Origin of the sequence: Chitinophaga horti (genome assembly GCF_022867795.2) — a bacterium.
GTDB classification, from domain to species: domain Bacteria; phylum Bacteroidota; class Bacteroidia; order Chitinophagales; family Chitinophagaceae; genus Chitinophaga; species Chitinophaga horti.
Genome location: NZ_CP107006.1, coordinates 368,803 through 390,070, shown reverse-complemented (window position 1 = coordinate 390,070; position 21,268 = coordinate 368,803). Strand labels below are relative to the sequence as shown.

The 21,268-nt window shown below is 44.7% G+C and carries 19 protein-coding genes; 6 read left to right on the top strand and 13 right to left on the bottom strand.

Annotated features, from left to right (window positions below; genetic code table 11):
- The first annotated feature begins 5 nt into the window (after positions 1 to 5).
- From MKQ68_RS01770 to MKQ68_RS01750, 5 genes are all read left to right on the top strand, one after another.
- Entirely contained in the window at positions 6 to 1,121 is a 1,116-nt protein-coding gene (locus MKQ68_RS01770) for a RagB/SusD family nutrient uptake outer membrane protein (RefSeq protein WP_264281818.1), read from the top strand.
- Entirely contained in the window at positions 1,079 to 1,426 is a 348-nt protein-coding gene (locus MKQ68_RS01765) for a RagB/SusD family nutrient uptake outer membrane protein (RefSeq protein ID WP_349773813.1), read from the top strand. Before MKQ68_RS01770 ends, MKQ68_RS01765 begins: the two co-directional genes overlap by 43 nt.
- Before the next feature lie 11 nt (positions 1,427 to 1,437).
- On the top strand, positions 1,438 to 2,409 hold the full coding sequence (locus MKQ68_RS01760; RefSeq protein WP_244837123.1) for a DUF1735 domain-containing protein: 972 nt from the start codon (positions 1,438 to 1,440) through the stop codon (positions 2,407 to 2,409).
- A 1-nt stretch (position 2,410) separates the two neighbouring features.
- Complete coding sequence (locus MKQ68_RS01755) at positions 2,411 to 3,781, top strand: TlpA disulfide reductase family protein (RefSeq protein WP_264281817.1); 1,371 nt, start codon at positions 2,411 to 2,413, stop codon at positions 3,779 to 3,781.
- An 84-nt stretch (positions 3,782 to 3,865) separates the two neighbouring features.
- Positions 3,866 to 4,420, top strand: coding sequence for a C39 family peptidase (locus MKQ68_RS01750; RefSeq protein ID WP_244837125.1), 555 nt, complete (start codon positions 3,866 to 3,868; stop codon positions 4,418 to 4,420).
- A gap of 195 nt (positions 4,421 to 4,615) precedes the next feature.
- On the opposite strand, the gene MKQ68_RS01745 is transcribed toward MKQ68_RS01750, so the two are convergent.
- Positions 4,616 to 6,382 (bottom strand): S41 family peptidase, encoded by a 1,767-nt coding sequence (locus MKQ68_RS01745; protein ID WP_264281816.1) that lies wholly within the window; start codon positions 6,380 to 6,382, stop codon positions 4,616 to 4,618.
- A 199-nt stretch (positions 6,383 to 6,581) separates the two neighbouring features.
- Between MKQ68_RS01745 and MKQ68_RS01740 the strand changes: the two genes are divergently transcribed.
- Positions 6,582 to 7,052 (top strand): GNAT family N-acetyltransferase, encoded by a 471-nt coding sequence (locus MKQ68_RS01740; protein ID WP_244837128.1) that lies wholly within the window; start codon positions 6,582 to 6,584, stop codon positions 7,050 to 7,052.
- 308 nt (positions 7,053 to 7,360) lie between these two features.
- Here the strand turns inward: MKQ68_RS01740 and MKQ68_RS01735 are convergent, their stop codons facing one another.
- From MKQ68_RS01735 to MKQ68_RS01680, 12 genes are all read right to left on the bottom strand, one after another.
- The gene (locus MKQ68_RS01735) at positions 7,361 to 9,994 is read right to left on the bottom strand and encodes a tetratricopeptide repeat-containing sensor histidine kinase (protein ID WP_264281815.1); all 2,634 of its coding nucleotides are present in this window, start codon (positions 9,992 to 9,994) and stop codon (positions 7,361 to 7,363) included.
- Positions 9,995 to 10,921: 927 nt separating this feature from the next.
- The gene (locus MKQ68_RS01730; RefSeq protein WP_264281814.1) at positions 10,922 to 11,563 is read right to left on the bottom strand and encodes a phospholipase D-like domain-containing protein; all 642 of its coding nucleotides are present in this window, start codon (positions 11,561 to 11,563) and stop codon (positions 10,922 to 10,924) included.
- 74 nt (positions 11,564 to 11,637) lie between these two features.
- Entirely contained in the window at positions 11,638 to 12,378 is a 741-nt protein-coding gene (istB, locus tag MKQ68_RS01725) for an IS21-like element helper ATPase IstB (RefSeq protein WP_264279729.1), read from the bottom strand.
- Between the two features lie 28 nt (positions 12,379 to 12,406).
- Positions 12,407 to 13,930 carry an IS21 family transposase gene (gene istA, locus MKQ68_RS01720; protein ID WP_264279728.1) on the bottom strand — a complete coding sequence of 508 codons (1,524 nt, stop codon included), beginning with the start codon at positions 13,928 to 13,930 and terminating at the stop codon, positions 12,407 to 12,409.
- Positions 13,931 to 14,198: 268 nt separating this feature from the next.
- Positions 14,199 to 14,462, bottom strand: a complete 264-nt coding sequence (locus tag MKQ68_RS01715; RefSeq protein ID WP_244837135.1) for an FAM83 family protein — start codon at positions 14,460 to 14,462, stop codon at positions 14,199 to 14,201.
- A 105-nt stretch (positions 14,463 to 14,567) separates the two neighbouring features.
- Positions 14,568 to 15,434 carry a hypothetical protein gene (locus MKQ68_RS01710; protein ID WP_264281813.1) on the bottom strand — a complete coding sequence of 289 codons (867 nt, stop codon included), beginning with the start codon at positions 15,432 to 15,434 and terminating at the stop codon, positions 14,568 to 14,570.
- 51 nt (positions 15,435 to 15,485) lie between these two features.
- Complete coding sequence (locus MKQ68_RS01705; protein ID WP_264281812.1) at positions 15,486 to 16,202, bottom strand: hypothetical protein; 717 nt, start codon at positions 16,200 to 16,202, stop codon at positions 15,486 to 15,488.
- A 158-nt stretch (positions 16,203 to 16,360) separates the two neighbouring features.
- A complete protein-coding gene (locus MKQ68_RS01700) occupies positions 16,361 to 16,801 on the bottom strand; it encodes a hypothetical protein (RefSeq protein WP_264281811.1) in 441 nt (146 codons plus the stop codon).
- 70 nt (positions 16,802 to 16,871) lie between these two features.
- Positions 16,872 to 17,633, bottom strand: coding sequence for a hypothetical protein (locus MKQ68_RS01695; RefSeq protein ID WP_264281810.1), 762 nt, complete (start codon positions 17,631 to 17,633; stop codon positions 16,872 to 16,874).
- Positions 17,634 to 17,830: 197 nt separating this feature from the next.
- Positions 17,831 to 18,919 (bottom strand): site-specific integrase, encoded by a 1,089-nt coding sequence (locus tag MKQ68_RS01690; RefSeq protein ID WP_264281809.1) that lies wholly within the window; start codon positions 18,917 to 18,919, stop codon positions 17,831 to 17,833.
- A gap of 770 nt (positions 18,920 to 19,689) precedes the next feature.
- Positions 19,690 to 20,829, bottom strand: a complete 1,140-nt coding sequence (locus MKQ68_RS01685; protein WP_264281808.1) for a hypothetical protein — start codon at positions 20,827 to 20,829, stop codon at positions 19,690 to 19,692.
- Positions 20,780 to 21,262: a hypothetical protein gene (locus MKQ68_RS01680; protein ID WP_244837143.1), complete on the bottom strand. Its 483-nt coding sequence runs from the start codon at positions 21,260 to 21,262 to the stop codon at positions 20,780 to 20,782. The genes MKQ68_RS01685 and MKQ68_RS01680 overlap by 50 nt, the downstream gene beginning before the upstream one ends.
- Positions 21,263 to 21,268: the final 6 nt, after the last annotated feature.

Genomic DNA, 21,268 nt, shown 5'->3' with positions numbered 1-21,268 from the left:
TGACAATGAAACTTTTTTCAATACCCATGCTTGCGCTCGTGTTGTTGACGAGCAGCTGCGAGAAATTCCTGGGCGTGCGGCCAGACACGAACCAGATCAATCTGAATCAAACCAAAGATCTTGGCGAGATGCTGAACACCAGCGGCATGGCCGAACCTAACTTTGTGATCGCCGACCTGGTGAGCGATGATATTATGATTCCCGAGCAACAGCTGACGGTTGTCAATCCAAACTCCTATTACACCCGCGCTTACCTGTGGGCGCCTACCGTTTGGGATTTGGCCGATACAGATCCGATGTATGGCAATGCGTACAAATGGATACTCCAGATGAACGTGATCCTACACCACATCAACCAGTCAGAGGGCGGAACACCAGCGCAAAAATCGGTGATCAGCGCGCAGGCGAAGATCAATCGCGCTTACTATTATTTCCAGTTATTGAACATGTATGGCCCTGCATACCAGTCCAGTTCCGCTTCCCGCGATCTGGCCGTGCCGCTGGTATTGGCACCGGAAGCAGCAGCCAAACCGGCGAGAGCTACCGTACAGCAAGTGTACCAACAAATCGTACGCGACCTCACCGATGCGATCGACAGCGATTCACTGCCTGGTGTTGGAAAAGATGTTATTCATCCCGGCAAAGCTGCTGCACACGCTATGCTGGCCCGTACCTATCTGTATGCCGGGCAATACGTGCAGGCTCAGGAGCAAGCCGACTCGGCACTCGCCAAACGATCTGGCCTACTCGATTACAACAGCTTTATATTTTACAGCAATGCCAATCCACAAGTCGGCATTTATAACAAACCCATGCTGTTGATTGAACAGACGAACAATCCGGAAATACTGTTTGCCAAAATATGCGTGGACTACCAGTATTTCGGGGCCTTCAAAAATACCCCCTTTATCAGCGATGACCTGAACACCGTATTGGGCAACAAGGATTTGAGGTTCGTGTATAACTTTTACCGCATAAACGGAAACGCCCGCTATAGCTACCTGCCCTATAACAATAACGGCATGCAGTTCAACTACAGCATCGGTGTACCCGAAATGATGCTGATCAAGGCCGAGGGATTAGCGCGGGCAATAAAGGCAGTGATGCGATCACGTTACTGAACCAGTTACGTCAGAAACGTTTTAAGCCGGTTGATTATGTGTCGCTTACTTACATCAACGATGCGGATGCGTTGAGCGCGGTGTTACTGGAAAGAAGAAGGGAATTGTTCCTCCGCGGCGGCCTGCGCACCTTCGATCTTAAAAGATTAAACCAGGAAAGTGCCTTTGCCAGAACACTGCAAAGAACGTCGGACGTTACCAGCAATGTACTGGCCACACTGCCCGCCGGTTCGCCCCGTTACCTGTTACCTTTCGAACCAAAAATGATCGCCAACAATCCGGCTATCATCCAGAATCAACGTTAAAAAAACGACGCATGAAAAAGAGTTGTCTTCTGATATATTTACTGGCAGTAATAGCCATAGCATCCTGCCAGAAAGATGAAATAAGCGACCCGCTGGCATTCGAAGTGGTGAAAAGCCTGGGCGCCTATAACAAGCTACCCTCGGCCGATGGCGGTTTGGTCATTTCCGATGGTAAAGTATTGCACGAAGGTGGCCGGCCGGCAGCTTTCTTTGCGCAGGCAGGCCGCCTGTCCACCACAGCCGTTGCCGTTACTGCAAGTGTGTCCGCCAACGCCGCCCTGCTTCAAATTTACGACAGCCTGTATCACACGAAATCACCACTTTTCGCGGAAGGCGCTTTCGCTACGGTGAATGGCGGCAAATGCATCATCCCGACAGGAAAATATACATCGCCTGATTCTATTTGCATCTTGCCGTCCAGCTTACCCGCTATGGCCGTGGGCAGCTACCGGTACGTGGTGCCGGTAACCCTCACCAGCATCCCGGCTGACGTGTTGAAAAGTAAGATCATGTTTGTAAAGTACAATGTCACCGTGGCCAACGCATGGGTAGAGTCCTTCTCCGCCGGCAGGAACAACCTGGTACAAACCGTGTACAATAATTTTCCGCAAACGCTTACGCCGTTAATGAAAGTTACGCTTGACAGGCCGCTCGGTTATGAAGCTAAGTTCGCGATGGAAGGCATTTCCACGCAAGCTTTGGTGGATGCTTACAATGCTAAATTCAGCACCGATTACAAACCTTTCCCTACGGGATCGTATAGTTTTTCGAGAGATTCGGTGACGATACCCGGAACGGCGACTGCCCCTGCATTGGCCGCCGGGAGCGTCTATCGACCGGTTCCGGCCATGTTCCCAGCCGGCAGCACGTACGTGATGGCGATCTGCGTTAGAAACAAACGGAACGAACCCATGACACCGGAAGAAATCCTTAACAGCAAAAACGTTGTTTACTCTATTATCACCGCAAAAGCCTCCATGTAACATGAACATCAGACAAAGTTTACTCACTATTTCATTACTGCTCGCCGGACTTGCAGCAAAGCCTCAACAGGTGATCACCAACATGAAAACGCTTGCCGCCAGCACGACGGAAGCTGACTTTCCGAAGGCGTTTGCCTATTACCAACAGCTGGGCAGACAGGCAGCAGCCGATTCCGTCGTTGCACTATCCCGGCAAAAATTCCCGAAGGGAAAAATCATGCGCGACAGCCTGCTGGCCGGTATCTATAAAGAAAAAGATCTTTTAAAACGCGATGAATTGATTAAAAAATGCACCACTGCTTTCCCGCGAAAGAACTATGACGGCGTATTCGTGATTTACGATTATGTGCGCGCTGGCGTGGGCACGCAGTTCGTCAATGCAGGCAATACGCCCAAAGCACTCGCCTATGCAAATGACCTGGAAGAACAATTTTGGATGGGAGAAGGCTTAATGCAAATCGGCACCGCCCTTTTGCGGAAAGGTGACACCGCAAGCGCCACTCCCCTGTTCCTGCGCGCCGCCGAAAGTGCCCGTCCATTTCTGGGCAAACCGGGCAACGAAGCACAATTCGCTTCTGTTGGATTCCCTTACGCAGCACGCACTTACGCAGATCTTATGCTCCGGAAAGGTGATATCAAAACGGCCTTAACATTCATGAACGAAGCAGCGGCCAGCGACAATACGAAGGACACTGAATTCTTTCTCATCTATGCACGCATCCTTAAAGCCAATGGTCAGCTGCTGCAGGCCCAGGCGCAACTGGAAGCCTCGGTAATCAAAGGCAATGCAGGTGCCGCCACCAGGCAAATGCTGCAGGAAATCTATCATGGTGACCAGCCATTCGACACCTACGTTACCGGTTTAAAAACACGCATGCAGTCTGCCATCCGCGACAAGGCCGCGAAAGAAATGATTAACGAGCCAGCCCTCGCCTTCGCACTGAAGGACATGAACGGCAATACCGTGTCGCTGGCCAGCCTGCAAGGAAAAGTAGTGGTACTCGACTTTTGGGCAACCTGGTGCGGCCCATGTAAGGCTTCTTTTCCGGCGATGAAAAAGGCGCAGGATAAATTTAAGTCTGATAAAAATGTACAGTTCCTGTTTATCGATTGCTGGGAAAAGGCAGACGATTTCGAAACTATTGTGAAGAATTACATCAACACTAACAGATATGATTTTAACGTGCTGTTCGATCCTAAGCCGGAAGATGGCAAATCGACAGCAGAAGCTTATGGGGTGACCGCCATCCCTGCGAAATTTGTGATCGATGGCAGGGGAAGGATACGGTTTAAGCTGGCGGGCTTTACCGGTGGTGAAGAAGCAGCCGTGGAAGAACTGGCCGCCATGATCGAAATGGCGCGTAAAGGATAGTTATTGAATAATGGAAAGTAAGACGGGGCTGGCCTTTTGGCCGGCCCTCTTTGTTTTACGTGGGTTATACAGTACATTTAATCTATGACGTACAAAAAGACTACCCTTCTCCTGCTTAGCTGCCTGCTTTCCCTGTCGCTGTGCGCACAAACCACTTCGACCCGATCCCTTAAAGCCACCGCCGAAAAACACCGCCAGCGATATCAATCCTCCTGCATTCCATCTTCTGTAGAGATGATCCTGAAGTACAACAACAAAGTGAACGCTGACTTCTATGATTTCCAGAACGCCTGGCAGAATAAGAACACCGGCACCTTTGGCGATTTCGACGGCAAAACCATTAAAGGCATCACCTTCACCCACCAGTTCAAAAATCCAAGGTCACCGCAATTCCCCTTCGACAAGCTGTTTCAGACCATTGATGCAGAACTGAAAGCCGGAAGAAAAGTAATTGTATCACTCCAATCCGGCGCAGCTATGTGGCATATCTGGATCATTGACAGTGCAACGAAGAACGGCGACTATCTATGTTACAGCCGTGACTTTTATGATAATGGCCAGGTACTGGAAACGAGGGAAACCAAACAGTGGATCAGGAATATGCAAGGGACGGATATTTTAACGTACCGGGTGAAGTAAGCACCCTTGCCTGCTTTACCGCCGCAGGCATGTGCCTGTTGACAAAGAAAATTAACCTTCGTTACATAAATCAGGGCTGACCAAAAAGTATGGGTCAGCCCTGATTTATTCGGGTATCTGATGGCGACAAGTCATCGTTTAAGCGATCTCAAAGTCTTCATTTTACTTTTTGGTCAACCCCATATTGGCAGAAGACTAGTATTGTTGTGAAGCAAGGTATTCCACCGCCCGTTCAAATATCACATCCCTGGTACCATCCAGCTGATCGAGACTATTAGGCACCTCAATATCGGGCGGTATACCGATCCCCTGCGTATAACCACCGTCCGGATAGAGCACGCCCAACCCGGAGATAAAAAAATACATTTGCTGGTCCCCTACCATTGGAATGGGTGTCACGTCCCCATCCGCGCCAGCCGTAGCACGGCCTATAAGCCTGGTGTTACCCCCACGTGCTTTGATGATCATGGTCAACATCTCTGGCCGGCTGAGCGAAGCTTCCGAAATAAGCGCCACCACGGGGCCTTTGAAATGTATCGTATGGTCCGGCCCTCGAACATAATCCATTGTTTTTGTCAGACCTGGATAAACGCTCACCCGGTTCCAGACAAGACATTTTGTTGACCTCTTGAACAGGAAACTCGTAAAGTTGATAAAATCGAAATTGGGATAAGTGCGGCATTCAATAATCAGTGACTTTGCCTTTGCCAGCAATTTGCGCGTAGTATCCGCCATGGTACCCGTCCATTTCGATGGATCGATGAACAGCACATCACCTTCGAGCATGCGCATGGCTGGCTTTACAGGTTGCTGCTTTTCTTGTTCCACTTGCCTGAGCATATAATTACGCGCCGATCGGGCATACATTGCTTGTTCCTTCTCTTTGTACTCCATCGCAAATTGGTGCTGTTTCCCCGCCCGCTCAAAGGTAACCAGCATCAGATTTGCTGGTGCGGGTATTCTTTGCAACATGCCAGACCTTGTGAGATGAAATTCCTTGATTACGTCACGCGGTTCACTCATAAAAGCTTTTAAGGAATCGGCATACTGACGTACCGGCTTTCCGTTCAGGTCTAATATGCGATCGCCTCTGCGCATGCCGCTTATTTCGGCAAACCCGGAATCCATGTGCGTCACCAACACCGTATCGCCGATCACGCCCATACTAAACGGGAGGCGTACTAACCGGCTTCCGAATATAAGCTCATTAAACTTAGGGCGGGTTGGCATGATCGTATGCCCGTCGGTGATGGCTGCATTCAGTTTCATCAGCGCAAGGCCATATGCCCGGTCTGTATCCGCAGCGGTGAACTCGGGGATAAGCTTCGCCAATGTTTGCGGCCACGTACCATTCTGCTGATATTTAGCGGGTAGGTAATATTCCATGATGTTCCAATAGCGGAACAGTGCCAGCAGCCGATAGTACTTTTCAGGCAAATATTGCTTTCCATAGCTATCTTCCTTAAAAACAGGCGAAGGCCGTTGCGCCACTTCCGGCGCATCTACATACTTATTACGAAACGGCGCAAAATGATCAGCTAACGCCAACAAGCGTTCCTTATCGCTGGTACTAAGTTGCGACGCATTCCTGATCCAGCTGTAATCCACATTCACTTTTTCGATCGCTTTCGCTTTAGCAAGCTGCCTGGCACCGGTTTTCTTCCCCGAGGGCATAACCGGGATGGCAGCGTCCAGCATTTCCTTGAGTGGCTGCCCGATGCCAGCCGCAGAATTTTCATCCAGGTATTGCAACTGCGTGATGAGTACCTTATCCCAATCTATATCTCGCTCGCTGATGGCAGGCGAAAAATACTTCAGATAGCCCCATACACGGGCGAGCAGTACCAGGTCAGATGTTTGAGCTGTGTTGGCTGCTGGCTCCTTCCGGGCGGGATGTGCCGCCGCCTGGTACGTGGCGAACGCTAAAAGGAATAGGGCAAAAATGCGGGTTATTGTTTTCATTTACTATCAAATTGGTAAGGTGATACGAATATATCCGATAGCAGCGATTAAACAAATCTGAAAGTGAAAATGGTGAACTATAACGTACTATAACAATTCCTATCTTTGTAAGGATTGCTATATGCAGGACCGACTCCAGACTTATGGCCCGGCTGCCTTTCAACCACGAATGAATAATTTGCTGATTAACCTTCTTATCATGCCCACCTTAAATGATCGCCAGATATTACTTCGTCCACTCACCACTGCCGACGCAGCTGCTTTCTACCTGCTGTACAATACCCAGGAGGAAAAGCCATTCGAGCCTGGCGAAACACCTGAACAATTTACCAACCGCATCATGTCCTACTGCGAATACATTTGGACGATCGCACTGGTAGATGATCCCGGCAAAATCATTGGTGACTGTGCACTACATCATTTCGAAACGACTACCGGGGAAATACAGGTAGGCGGCGCACTACTTCCGGAATACCAGGGGAAAGGATATATGGCAAGGGCGTTTACACTGGTCATGGATTTCGCCGCTTCTACGCTCGGCATCAGGATTTTTGTGGGAGAAACCACACCAGGTAACTTTGCGGCGATAAAGCTGGTGCAGAAATTGGGTTTCGAGATTGCGGGAAGCAGTGGTGGCAATGTTGTGTTGAAGAAGTTTGTGCAAGGCTAGCGCGGTTATAACGCGGATCAATAAGGCTAAATGTAAAATAAAAAAAGCTCGCTCATTTTGAGCGGGCTGTTCCTTTTTGTTACCCGTGACGAATCGCTTTCAAACCAGTTTCTAAAGATAATCGAACAATTACATAAATGCATCAAACAAAAATTCCGTAATAAGTGTTTCCTGAACAAAGGAAAAACAATTACTTTATTTCTTAAAAATTTCGCAGTTATCACCTGAGAGCCTGCTTGAGAAAAACGCCATGCACTTCGGGCTTGTATTCAGGCCTTTCCCGGAAGATGCTGTATTAATACTGTCTTTTATGTTATTAATACTTCGAGTGGGAAACGAACAATTATAGTGGTACCGTTTCGGTCCAGCATCTGAAACTCACCTTCAAGATCTTTGGCTAGTCCCTGCATCAGGCTGATACCTAATGACGGAGGCGTATCCTCACCGACCTCTATTGTAAGTCCTCTTCCATTGTCTGCGATGGAAAGCAGCATGCTTCCCTCCTCTTCGGGCTTTAGTGTAATAGTGATGATACCACTTTTCTCAAAAGCATATTTGAAAGCATTGGTTACTGCCTCATTCAGGATAAGACCAATTGGCAACGCCTCCCGGATACTCAGCGTAACATCTGCCACGTCCGTCCGGAACTGAATATCACGTTCTCCTTCCGAATATTCATATAAACATGACAACAGTTCCTTTATGTATTGTGGCATGTTAATCATCGCCGAATTGTCGGACTGATATAATTTTTTATGAATAAGCGAGATAGCGTTAACGCGGCGCTGACTGTCCCGAATAGCCGATATGGCGGAATCGTCACGCAGGTAAAATGACTGAATATTGAGTAAGCTCGCCACCACCTGCAGGTTGTTTTTAACGCGGTGGTGCACTTCTTTTAACAGCCATTCTTTTTCAGTCACCAATTTCTCCAGCGATTGATTTTTTGTCTGTATTACCTTTTGCTGCATTTGCAACTGCCGGTTACTACGCTGTTTCAGGCGATAACGGTTATAACCTAGCAGTAGCAATAATGCCAGGAGTACCGCTCCTGTCACAGTCAAGTTATGCGTACGCCGCGTCTGTTCGAGGAGATCATTTTGCAAATCCCATTTGCTGCTTAGAAACCTGTTCACTTCCTGCGAATTATGAAGCGAATCGCCCCTTAGTCTTGCTAGTTGGTTGGCCGCGTCAATACGTTGCAACTGGAAAGTATCTTCCCGTGCTGCATTAAATTTGGTGGCATATAACAGTGAGTCCCGCAGGCGTGTTTCATTCGTTAACCAGGCAATCTCGCGCGCACGTTCTCCGAGCGTTCTATTTTGCTCGGCAGTTTTATAACGAATGTTCAACTCCTCCATTTGTCCGATCTTTTCCAGGTTGTTGATACTGTCGCTTAGCATTTTGAAGCGAATATGGTGTAGCAATGCCCCGTCAAAATTCCCCCTGATACTATCTACCTTAAAACGCATATGCTCGCTTGCCAACTCCCGCGACAGTGGCACCAGGCTTTTGGGTACACGATCGGCATGCTCGATATACTTCAGCACTTCATCATACTGCTGCTCCATGCCGGCCATCTGCGCGAGATAGAGATAAATGTCAGCCAACAAGTAACTGGAACTATTGGCGTACAGGGCGCTAGAATCGGCCAAGGCGGCGAGCATATATTTACGAGCACCCGCTACATTTTTCAGGTCAAGACTGATTTGTCCCGCCATTTTATTAGCTAAAGCCCTGTAAAACGGATGAGCCGGCAAATTTGTCTGCCGATCCTGTAGGTAAGCCAACGCTTTAGCCGGGTTCTTACGGTATAGAAGCCCCGCTGCGTGATTGAGAATGTAGAACCAGCTGGTGGCCTGCTGTTCCGGGGTTCCTTCTATATAATCGCTCATCATCTCATAAAACAATTCATTTCGTCCGAAATTGGTTAAGACTTCTCCTAAACGAAGCCGGTAGTTATCATGCGTCAGTTTGTTATCGGTCGCTTTTATCGCACTCTCCAGTGTAGCCCAGGCATAGTGGATAGCCTTATCGGCATTACCACCCGACTGGTGCAATCGGGTAAGCAAATCGAGGATTGAATAAAGTTTAACAGGCCCGGCGGGCACATGCTTTTCATATGCCTCCATCAGCACTTTCTCTGCTTCAGTTCTTCTTCCACGCTGGGAATACTGTTCACCCAGCCGAAAAAGGGCATCTACTTCTATTTCCCTTATCCCCAGCTTCCTTGCTAATATGAGCCTTCGCTGATTAACCTCAAAGCGGCTGGGGGCCACTGTATCCCTATTTTTTAAAAATGAATTTAAAACACCCCATACATCTAACTCGGAACGCAGTTCGTTCCGATCTGCATGATACTTTGCCATTACAAGCATGTGCACCTTAAACTGCGTAAGATTACCCATTGCCAAATAACTTCGGGCAATATAATACTGCGCTTCGTTGGCCATGGCTGGAAACCTATTTTCCACCGCCAGCCGCTCCATCATTTTGGCATAAAGCAGAGCGCTATCCGCTGAAATGCTATCCTTTTTATGTTGATCCCAGTAAGCCCAGGTTAATAGCTTACTCACCATTATCTTTTCCTGAATATCAGTTCCTGAAAAGAAGGTTTTTAACATGGGAAAATTCAATTGCTCGCGCGCCAAATTAATTTCTATCGGGCGCACCAAATTGAGGCCCGGAGTATAGTTCACCGCCTCAAAAACCTTACGGGCATTCCGTAGCAAGACAGCCGCAGAGTCAAGATCTACTGCAAGTTCTCCTGCTTTGAACAGGCAAGCGGAAGCTAGCTTTATCATGCGCAGCGCAGTTGCAGTATCTGGAGGTTTATAAATGTGATTGGCAGGAAACCCCTTCATAAGCCACCCAACCGACTGCCCCGCAGTGCTGTTGGAAAGCACGATTATAAAGCAAACAGAAAGTAACAATTGTTTCATAATGGCGTAGTTTTAGCCTGCGTCCATCAGTAACCTACTTAATCCAACGGAACGAAAACTTCTCCGGGCAGGTGCTGGTAGTAAAGATACATCTATCCTTTGACCGCAAAGTATCGGAGAACACATCAGACAGGATTTATTTATCGGGAGAGTTGGCGATTTCATGGCAAGGGAATCTGATAAAAGGAGACCAGGTTAAGCAACCCAAGTTCGTGCGCAGGAGGAAAAGCCGCCAGGCAACACGGGCCGGTTTAAAAATACAGAGCATAGCTCATCTCTCTCGACAACTCAATAACGAAGAGATTTTTAAGCTTACGAGGTCTGGCAATCGTTGGAATTTCAGCCAACATACTGCGGCAACTACGTTAAACGACACATTTAAACCCGCGAAATAAAGTCAGTCCTGTGCTCATTGGAAAGAACAATATATTAATTCATATAAGGAAGTAATACAGCTTTGTATGGGTATCGAGAAAACGTGTGGCTCGAGGTGGCTTAGTCCTGCAGGACAATTGCAAATCAACTATTAACAAGGGGAGCTATAATGGCAAAAAAAGAAGATCCGCTCTGAGAGCGGATCTTCACCATCTGTTACCCGACCTGGGAGAGAACCCAAGTTGATAATCAATATATTAGAGGCAGTGTGTAAAACTAACGGTAAAACTTTTACCGAGTCAAACTTGACGTCAGATGCGGGCTTTAAAGAAGGTCTCAGCGCGGAGACTAGGGTGCTGAGACCGTCAAAGAATGTTGCCCGACCTGGGAACGAACGAATATTCATTATCAATGCGTTATGTAAGAAGTGTAAAACCAGATGTAATACTATATTAACTCAAATATCAACAAAAGCACACCTAACAGTTAATATATTATTGATAATATAAAGGTACGAAAAAAGGGACAACGGGCTTCTACAGGGTATGGCTATTAACTCATATTCGGCATTTCCCCTCTTCCACCCCAACCTACTAGTTTTTGGCAAAACGCTTTTTCTTCTTCGGAAAAAAGGATACCAAATTCCGGTTGTAATACCTGAAATTCTAAAGATAAATCCAGCCTTGGAGGGGTCAACAACACCAACTTCATAAAACCGGATTTTACTTCATTTGTTCTCATTTCATCTCTTAGAATACGTTTTACAAAGTTAACCCCTCCACCTTCACGCACCATTTGTCGTAGGAATTCATCAGATAGACCCAACTTCAACCCTTGTGCTTTGTGAAAGGTTTCTGTTATACGATCTTGAAACAGTTTTCGGAGTTCAATTTCATGTTCATCTAGTTTAGAGAGTGTAATACTAAAATCTCGATTATGAGTCTGATAGTAACCTAGGGTTTCAAATCTATCTATCCGTTGACTACCATTTTTACATAAAAATCCATGCCGTCTATAAATACTCTCTATTATCGTACTATCAGCAGAATTGTTGGCTTCAATAGTGAGTATCATTATATTTTCTTCATTATTACATGCTGAATAACTCCAATTATAAGAGCCATTAATTATTGTAAGCTGGTCAATAAGGCAGATTTTATGATGCAACTGTATATTCTGGTCATGTTGACCCACTATTCTGGGATGTTGACCCACCTGCGAAGCAGGTAAAAGTGATAAGAGCTTTTGCGTGTTAAAAGTAAGACTTGTTATTGATTTGCTTTCCCCTTTTTCCGTCTCATAGAATCACCCTTTAATTCTATTCGTTGTGCATTGGCTGTCATTCTGTCCATAATAGCATCGGCCAGCGTTGGGTCGTTGATATATTCGTACCATTTTGCTACCGGAAGTTGGGAGGTGATGATGATGCTCTTTTTGCCATACCTATCTTCCAGGAGTTGCAATATGGTTAATCTGACCTCCTGAGTCATAGGTGCCAGGCCAAAGTCGTCTAATATAATGAGCGTTTGGCGTTCCAGGTGATTTAGCATCCTGATATAGGAGCCGTCGAGCTTCGACAGTGTAATCTTTTCTATCAGGCGATTCATGTTCAGGTAGGTAGTTTTATGTCCCTGCAAGCAGGCCTGATGGCCCAAAGCACAGGCCAGGTAACTTTTTCCGCAGCCTGTTGCACCCGTAATAAGAATATTTTCACCCTGGGCCAGGTATCGGCCCTCAGCAAGACCGGCCAGCTGCTGTTTGGTAATATTGCGGGCTGCTGAGCACTCTATCTGTTCAATAGTAGATGCCAGCCTTAATTTAGCCAGCTTAAGGTAGTAGGCTGTTTTTTCATTAGTGCGGTTAAGTAATTCTGCCTGTACAAGGTGGGCTACCTGGTCATGGCCTTCTAACTGCTTGTTTAAAGGCAGTTCCAGTTGCGAGCGATAGGCCTGATACATGCCGGATAACCTGAGTTGTTGCATTTGCTCCAGTGTTTGAGTAGTGTTCATTGCTGTCGTGTTTTTGATGAAATTTTGTTTATTGATAATGATCTTTGCCTCTTATGTTGTCATGATCCGGGATTGGTATTCCGGTTTGAGGAGGCACCTGTTGGTCCAGACCTCGTTCCAGTATGTTTTTGATCATGATATAGTTAACCCTGCTGCCAAGCAGGGCTCTGGTGCAGGCGGCCTCCAGGCGCTGCATCGAATACTTCTTTTGTAGCATCAACATGCCGAAGCAGGACTTGTAATTTTGCTCCATATAGATGCTATTTTGCAGGATTAATGAGGCTGCCTGGTGCGTTGCGGTGCCAATGCGTAATGCGTAGGCTAACAGGTCATCGCGATTCCATCCTTTGATTTGTTGCATACGCTGGTGGTTAGGCGGCATATGCTCCGCAAGGGTGGTATAGGCCTGTTTTGTATTACGCGGGTGTAATGCAATACGCTCATAGTCAAGATAGATTTCCACTGTTCGGGCGTCATAAAGTACCCTTACCTTCTTTCCTGTATACTGAAAGGGGACGCTGTAATACCGGTGATCTTCAGACAACTGAACGTGATAGTTACGCTGGACAGTCAGCACCACTACTTTTTTGGGGGTAAATGCCGCTGTTGGCAGCGGTTTTAACAAGTTTTGCTCATCCTGTTTAAACAGATAGTTACGACTATAAGGTGTCTTCTTATAGGGCTTGTCGTTAAGTAAAATGAGCTGTTGTGCGATGGCAGCATTCAATGCTGCCAGACTGGTGAAGTCTTGGTTACGCAATGGCCCAAAAATACTGTTGTATACAATACTGACGGCCCGTTCCACCATCGCTTTGTCGCGAGGGCTATATGGCCTTGTTGCGCTGAAGGTGGTAGCGTAATGCTCGCCGAGCTGAGTGCAAACGTCGGTAAATATGGGTTCGTAACGATCCGGGCGGATCACCGCTGTTTTTAGGTTGTCGCATAAAATCGTGGCGGGGACGCCACCGTAAAACTTCAGCATGCTATTAATGCAGTGGGTAAAGTCGGCGGTTCGCTGTGAGTGTACAGCCTGACAAAAGATAACACCACTGAAAGGAAGAATAGCGATAAAGACCTCACACTCAATATACTCACCCGTAGAGGAGTCAATGTAATGCAGCTTTTTGCCCGCAAAGTCAACCATGATCGTATCTGCCGGGCTGTATTGCAGATGCATGGATAGGTCCCGGCTTTTAAGATACTGAGCGAAGTGATAGCAATAATGACTATAAACATAGCCATCCGCGTGTTGATCTATGTATTCCTGCCAAAGTAAAGCGCGGGTAACCCCTGTTTTGCTGATTTCATTTTGCGCATACTGAAAATGGGTGGTCAGCTGAGCTAACCGTTGCTCGTCATGCACAAGCAAATCATTGTTATAGGCAGTATCTGCTAGTTCCTTATCTGTTAAGGCATGGGTTGATTCCGTCTTCTCTGCTATCAATTCAAGATATTTACGGACCGTATTGCGGCTGATGCCGATACGACGCGCCATCTCACGGATACCGATACCATCTTCCTTTAGTTGAACGATCTGTTTTAATTGTTCCATCGCTATAGGTTTTTGCGCCATGCTCCGTTTTTGGGAGCAAATGACTGCAAAAACTCTTATTACCGACGTCCGCAGGTGGGTCAACATGCCAGAATGCCAGTCGACTCAAACTCCGAAAAGGTGGGTCAGCAACCCAGAATCCCGATCCATTCCATTCCGAAAACGGGGTGGGTCAGCATCCCAGAATCCGGCAACCAAAAGGGTGGGTCAACATCCCAGAATGGTGGGTCAACATAAAACAGAATGGTGGGTCAGCATGGAACAGAATTTACAGCAACAGCGTATCGGTAAAAATATACAGTATGCCATCTGACCTTAGATAATCGGACCATGGTTTGATGTTTCTAAAATTTTCCTCAACGTTACTTATTACAGTCGTAACTGATATTTCTTTCTCCGCCAAATGCGTTAATTCCCGTATTATGTCTTCATCGGTAAACCATGCTATGGCAATTCGCACTTCTTTTTGGGCCTGTTTAAGCTCTTTAATAATTCTCTCTTTGATTTGGCTATATGTTATACTCACTTTCATAAATGGTGTAGGTTCATGTGCAGTTAGCCTTACCAATAGCTATAATGACCCATCTATTAGGGATGGCTTATATTTATCTTTATACATTCCAAACTAACAGGTCGATTATTTAATGGCGAAATCTCTACGTAATTGGGCGCTTTTTTGATCTAATTCTTGCCCCTTCTCGATTAGCGACTTTGAATATTCATCGTAATCTTTTGCATTGTGCTGGGCAGCTAATTCTATACCCCTATAGTAATCTGCAGCCTTTTGCAACAGAAAAACAAGTTCTGTTATTCGGGGATGTAGGTTGGCGTTAATTAATAAATAAGACGTAAGAGGTTTTACAACTATGTTGTATGAATCGACCAGATTTTCAGCGTCTGGGTTTGCCTGCTGTAATTGATCAAATAAATTTTGAGAGAATCTGTAAACCTCTGGTTGCTTCTCCTGAATTTCCGGATCTATTGATAAAATATTGACAATCTCTCTTATCGCAGTAAAGTTACTTGCATATTGATTTTTTCTCTCCCAAGTAGCATTTAAAATTTTCTCGTTTGTCCGTATTAAATCTTCGAGAAGTTGATCAATGTAATCAATATAACCATACAGGTTCTTAAACTCCTTGTAAGTTGAAGCCTTTCTCTTGTATTTATCCAGATAAGCATGGTAAACCCCCTCTTGATCTACTCTTTCCGCAAGCCTTTTGGTATCTGAACTTGCAACTAATGGAAGGAAATTGTATCCAAAAGGGTTGGTTGCGATTTTTTCTGCATGTTGTTTACAGCTATGGCCTTGCTGAACAGTTGTCCTAATTATACTTTCCAACAACGAAGCCACATACTTTAGTCGATCAGCTCTTAAATGCTTTATTGACAATTTATAAATAATATATGCAAAATAAAATCCAATGAAAGCGCCAACAATAGAGATGAGTAAATCCCACCAAAATGTTTCAGGAAGATTGATGCATAAACAGGCATAAGTCATTTTATTAATACTTTTATTTAGGTTGAATATTATACTGGAGATTTTTTTCAGTTAAAAAGGTTTCACCGGAGCATTGTCTAAGGAATCAGGCACTATTATAGCGTGAGCATCCCGGTGCTCCTGGAATATCATTCTAAAAGTTCTTAAAACTTCATAAGCACTCTCAATAAGTTCTGCCTGCATTTTGGAGTAGCTTTTATCATATCTATCTGGATCGATCTTATGAGCAGGGCGTTGTCTTTGCCGTCTTATATTTTTCAATGGGTCAAAAAGTGGATCAAAGCTCGCTCCAGTCACAGGAGTATAAACAGTGGTTAGCCATTCTTCTAACAAGGCAATAGTTCCTTTTGAGATGCGCTCAACTTTTCCATCTCGTAATTCATTTTCCTTATAAAGAGCTATACCTTTACTTTCAAAAAAACTTTTATTAATGTTGTCAGAAAGCATTTTGTCCAGTAGTAATACAAAATTCTGATAGTTTTTGAGTGTAGGAACGAAGAAAAAGGTAAAATCCCTGGGACGTTTATCTGCCTCGAATCCTTCTCTGAAAAGTGATTGGCCAAAGATTGTGCTTGTAAGTTTGTTTATCCATTTTAGTTCTAACAAAAATGCTGAAAAAAATGACCTTGGGAACACCCATCTGCCTTGAATCAGGTTTTCATAATACTCTTTAACAACTTTACATTTACCCTTTGCCTGTTTTCCCTTCCAGTAAAATTGATGTTCCGGTGTAAGATCGTGGAGAAATCGCCTAAATACAACAGCCATACGGTTACCCGCTTCATCATAGCCAATACCAAATGACTTTAAGAAAACTTGGTCTTCTTCTCGTAAAAATGGTGCGCCAGATTCATCATAATTACATTGAATTCTACCTGAGTAATCTTTAAAGTCAAAATCAAACCTAGGATCATTATAATATCTGTCTATACATCAATGTCGAAAAAAACAGGCTCTAGCTGAGGTTTAGCAAGTGCTAATTGTTTAGTGTAGACTGCGCCTTCATAATTTCCCAAATCTCTTTCTTGCTCCAAGATATGTGGAGTGGGATATAGACAAATTGGATATTCTGTTTGTTCTACACTAAAAATTATCTCGCCATACTGTTCTGTTTTTACTGTAGTGTTTTTCGCCTCTTGAAGTAAGTAAACCTGATCGGTTATGGCATAATGGCTAAAACCTATTATGTGTGGATTGGTACTGGATTGTATAGAAACTATCCCCTCATTTACTAACGTGACAATTATGTCTATCGAGTATTGGTATTCAATTTGTAGAGTTTCACTGATTGTTCGTAACGGTATTCCATTGAAATCGGCAGATTCTACAAAAAAATTATAAATTAAGTCCTTAATTTTTTCTTTCATGGCGAAAGTAGTCGTATTAATGTGATAAGAACATTCTTTGAGCAATGTAGGGTGGGAATTTCCATACTGTTTACCTAGTGTCCAATGGCGGAGGGGTGTATTGTGGAACTTCCGGTGATAAGCCATGATCAACCGATAATCCTTTGAAAATAAGAAAGGCATACGAATTGAGCCAGTTTAAGATATCAATAGTTATATTTTTTTGTAGGTAGACATGCACATCTCTTCCTATTCTCTTTCTTTCAAAATGTCGATCAAACAGTTTATTAGCCTTCTGTTCTCTTAGGTAATTTAAAAATCTGTGAGATACTTTTTGGCGATTATGGACAGCGGTATGTCTAACCATCGTTAATAAATCAAACCATTGCGAAATATTAATCTGGCGAATATTCTTTTCTTCGTACGCTTTGAAAAACAGCGATAATTTCCTGATAATTCTTAAAAGGCCCTTATTATTTGATCCGCTTTTCTTCTTTAGCATTTCTCTAATTGTCTTTTTGTCCAATATTAGCTTAGCTTCCAAAAAATTAAGAGTTACCATATACTCTGAGTTCCTAAACAAAAAGTCAGTAATAATATCAAAGAGGAAGTTTTCAAATACTTCATAAGCCTGAGAAATAGCCATAGAGCAATGAAGGCTAATAATCTTGGCTATTTCTTCATCAAGATCCATGACATTCATTCTATATACATAGTTAGGGGAGTACAGGTTTTCTTTAGGCAGCAACTGCGAAAGATCCCGATAGCTGGTGATAGCTTCTATAATCAGACTATTATTCAGATCAGTAGAGTTGAACTGGTCTTTAGCAATGGTAAGAAAGGTATCTGTCACCGATAATTTCCCTTCTATATGTAGTATTTCTTCAAACTAATTTTCAATGCTGGGAAGCAAGTAATTCTTCATAACGGCAGCGTTCTGATTCCTGAATTTACAAAATTGCAAGCAATTTTAGGGAGGTAGTAATACGCGCCCTATTTGTCTGTTATGGTTAGTTAAAAGGGAACAAATACCTCAGGTAATTATTTTAGTTAGATCAATACCTCGCAACCCTTCAAGACCTCCCTGATATTGATATCAAAGTAGACTTCAGTATTGGCAGTTTTTTCATGCCCTAATAGCCGGGACATCACAGGCACCGGCACTCCATACCGGATGAGTAGCTGCGTGTTTGTCAGGCGCCCCAGTTTATTGTAGACGTTTCTTATCCAGCCTATCTTTTTAGCCACCACCTTGAGTTGCCGTTTATACACCTGGTCTTCCATGAACCAGGATTGATCGAGTAGGTAAATACTGCCAGGCTCCATGTCGCTGTATTGATCGATCAATAGCTTGGCATCCGGAAAGATCCACAGTGGAACGATCGATAACTGGTCATTTTTATACCGATCTCTGTACAGGTAATATCCAAACTCAGGGTCATACCGAAGGTCAGCCTTTAAAAGAACCCGCAGGTCATTATAGTATAAGCCGGTGTAAATCTGTAACAGGAAAAAGTCCCTGACCTTTTGCTGGTAAACCCTCAGCCCTTCAGCGTTTTTCCAGGCAATCACTTCCTGCAGCTCCAGGTGGTCTTTCTTTTTCTTCCCAATCTTCACACGGACATTTTCAAAAAGGCTTCTTTCAGTGGTTTCGCTGAGGTGGTTATCCTGTCTGGCCCAGCGAACCACTTTTACATACGCATTGAAGTACCCGCGGATCGTAGAAGGCTTCAGGTGCAGGCTGTTGCGCAGGTAGGTCTTTAGGCGCCCAAACAACTCCGCCGTCAGGTCATAGAAAGCAATGGCCGGGTCAAACTTGTTCAGTGCGCCCAGGGCCGCCTGGTAACGTTGCAGGGTTTCCAGGGGTTGGTGATGCTGGTAGTAGCGCCGGGTAAGTTCCCGCAGGAAGGTCAACAGTTGCTGGACGCGTTCGTTGATCTCATCAGCAAAAGGGTGCTGGCCTTTTACCCAATGTAAGGCTTTGCCTGACCATTCTTTGGGCGCGACTTTTTGGGGAATGGCGACCTGGTAATACCGGCTGGTCGTACCAAGGGTGATGCGGAGGTGGATGGGATAACGTCCGCTCTTGTTGACTACGTTCCGCCAGTTGTGCACGGCGGCATAGGCCGGGCTTTTCATGCGCAGGTGACCAGGAAGGCTACACTTCCTGAAAGTGGTTGGTTAACAATGATCTCCAGTAATGAATCGCAGGATGAGGCTTCGTGCGGTGCGGATAGGGAATAGCAGCTAGGTGCGGGAGGCATATGCACCACAAAAGTAGAAAATAAAAGGGGCTTGAAACAGGTAATACCCTGAAACTGGTGGTGCCTGAAAGGATTTCCCATAAATAAACGGGGGTACATGGATACTACAACTGGAGCGCACTGCGGCCTAGCTCCATGGGGAACAACAGGCGTCAGCGGGTGTTAACGGGGAGCAACCAAGCAAGTAAACAGCCATTTCATACAGGCTGTGAGCAGCTTCTACAGGTTCTTATACCGTAGATAAAAGTGTAAAACAAGTGGCAAAACGGCTTTTTTGAAGGGAGGTCAGGATGGTACCCTAAAAAGACAAATCCGATACAATCGATGCCTGTAGCGGATTTTGAGCGATTCAACAGAAACAACATTTGGTTCTGTTTACTAAAATGTTACCCAGACCTGGGCAATGGTTAAGGGTAGATGGCGCTGGTAGTACTGCCGGGTAAGTTGCTGCAGTAAGATCAACAACTGCTGGATGCGTTGAATGATTTCGTTAGCAAAGGGTGACTGTCTTTTACCCAGTAGCCGGTAGAAGGGTTTACCAGACCATCCTTTTCGCACTATTTGTTGAACTGTGCTTGAGTATATTAAGTACCAGTTTTACAAACTAAGAGTTTAAATGTAAAGTGTTAAATATCCAGGCGGCGACTATATTATAGGTAAGCCAAAGCTAGTCCGAAGATCGTTTATCGCGTCTGTTTCGTGCTTATAATAATTGGCAGAGTTAGTTTGCGCCTGTTGCCAGGCTTCGTTTAACACAGCCGAAACGGAGGAATGGCCTGCCGCGATTAGCTCAGGGTGAGAGGCCAAGTCTGCATTTTGATAGAATGCAAAAAATTCATCGATCACTAGTTGTAATAATTGATTGGGAAAAAGCAATGTATAATGGTTAGGAACCTGCGGGTTGGTCTCATTCAGAAATACTTGCCAGGCCGCTTCGATTTCTGCCTTTTCCTTACGAAGGCCTAGTTTATTCAACATTAAAATAATCAGTCGCATACGTGCTTCGTCTGCCGGGTGCGATTCAGATGATTCATAAATCTTGTTGAAACCGTGTCCGGTAGATAGCAATTTCAGGTTAGTCCAACCATAAGCAGCGCCTGTCATATACGTACCTACCAGGTCACAGCTAAACTCCTCCAACCAAGATTGCTGCCAATAATATTGAGCTTCGATGATTCTTTCGGTATAATGCGCGCCGAGACCTTCATCCACAATACGCACGAGCTCACGATCGAAATGCTGATTTATTTCTTTACCTGAAAGTTCACAACTTTTTCCCTGGAACATAGAATGTAGCAAATGCCCAATCTCATGATACATGTCCGGTAAATTTAAAAGGCTATACTCTTCTCCACAGGGCAACGCGATTATTTCAAAATAAGGCACTGCCCAATAATAGTAATCGTGGTTGCTGATGGTAGACACGATGGGAGGTATTGCTGATATACGATGTTCTGCGTAGATTTTCGAAATCAGCTGAAAAAAGAACACTTCCGGATCTCTATAATTTTTAATGGCCAGGTATCGATAAGAGTGGATTGCCTTAAAATCCCTATGCAGACCGTTAAATCCAAATAGATTATTACCTGTAAACAGAGCATGATCAAGCACGCCACTCTTTACTGTATTAACAATCTGGTCCCTGATATCAGTGAACTGTTTAACCGTTTCGTCAATAAAACGGTTTTTGATGTCATCATGGTAGTTGGTGCCTTTGATGTCCGCTACTACAATATCAATCCGATGTAACAAGTCCGCATACAAGGCCTTTATAAAGTCTTTCATCCTCTACTGGTTCGAAGTTTTTAAACAATACGGATGCTTCATTATCCAATACTGATATAAACTGGTCAATATTGGTCAGGTCTTGAGTAGATAGTTCGGTATTCTTTTTTAACTTGTTAAGGGCGTTGGTAATTTTGTCTTTAAATTCAACGTTTTCCAAGACTTGGTTTTTAAACAGTTGGTTGTCCATCAGCTCATACAAATCATTGTGTATATCTTGCTTGTTGTAAAACTGCTCCAGCATGGACAGGATTAATTGCAGGGACTTTTTTGCCTTATCGGTATCTTCGTCGCTGACTTTAAGTCCTTCTGCTTGCACTTTACTGTCTGTCAAAAGCGATCTCTTCTTTAGTGTGATCACTGAGTTGTTTAAATCTTTGGTAAGATTTGAAACGGAACTATATTTTTTATAAAGGTGACTGAAGTCGCTCATAACTTA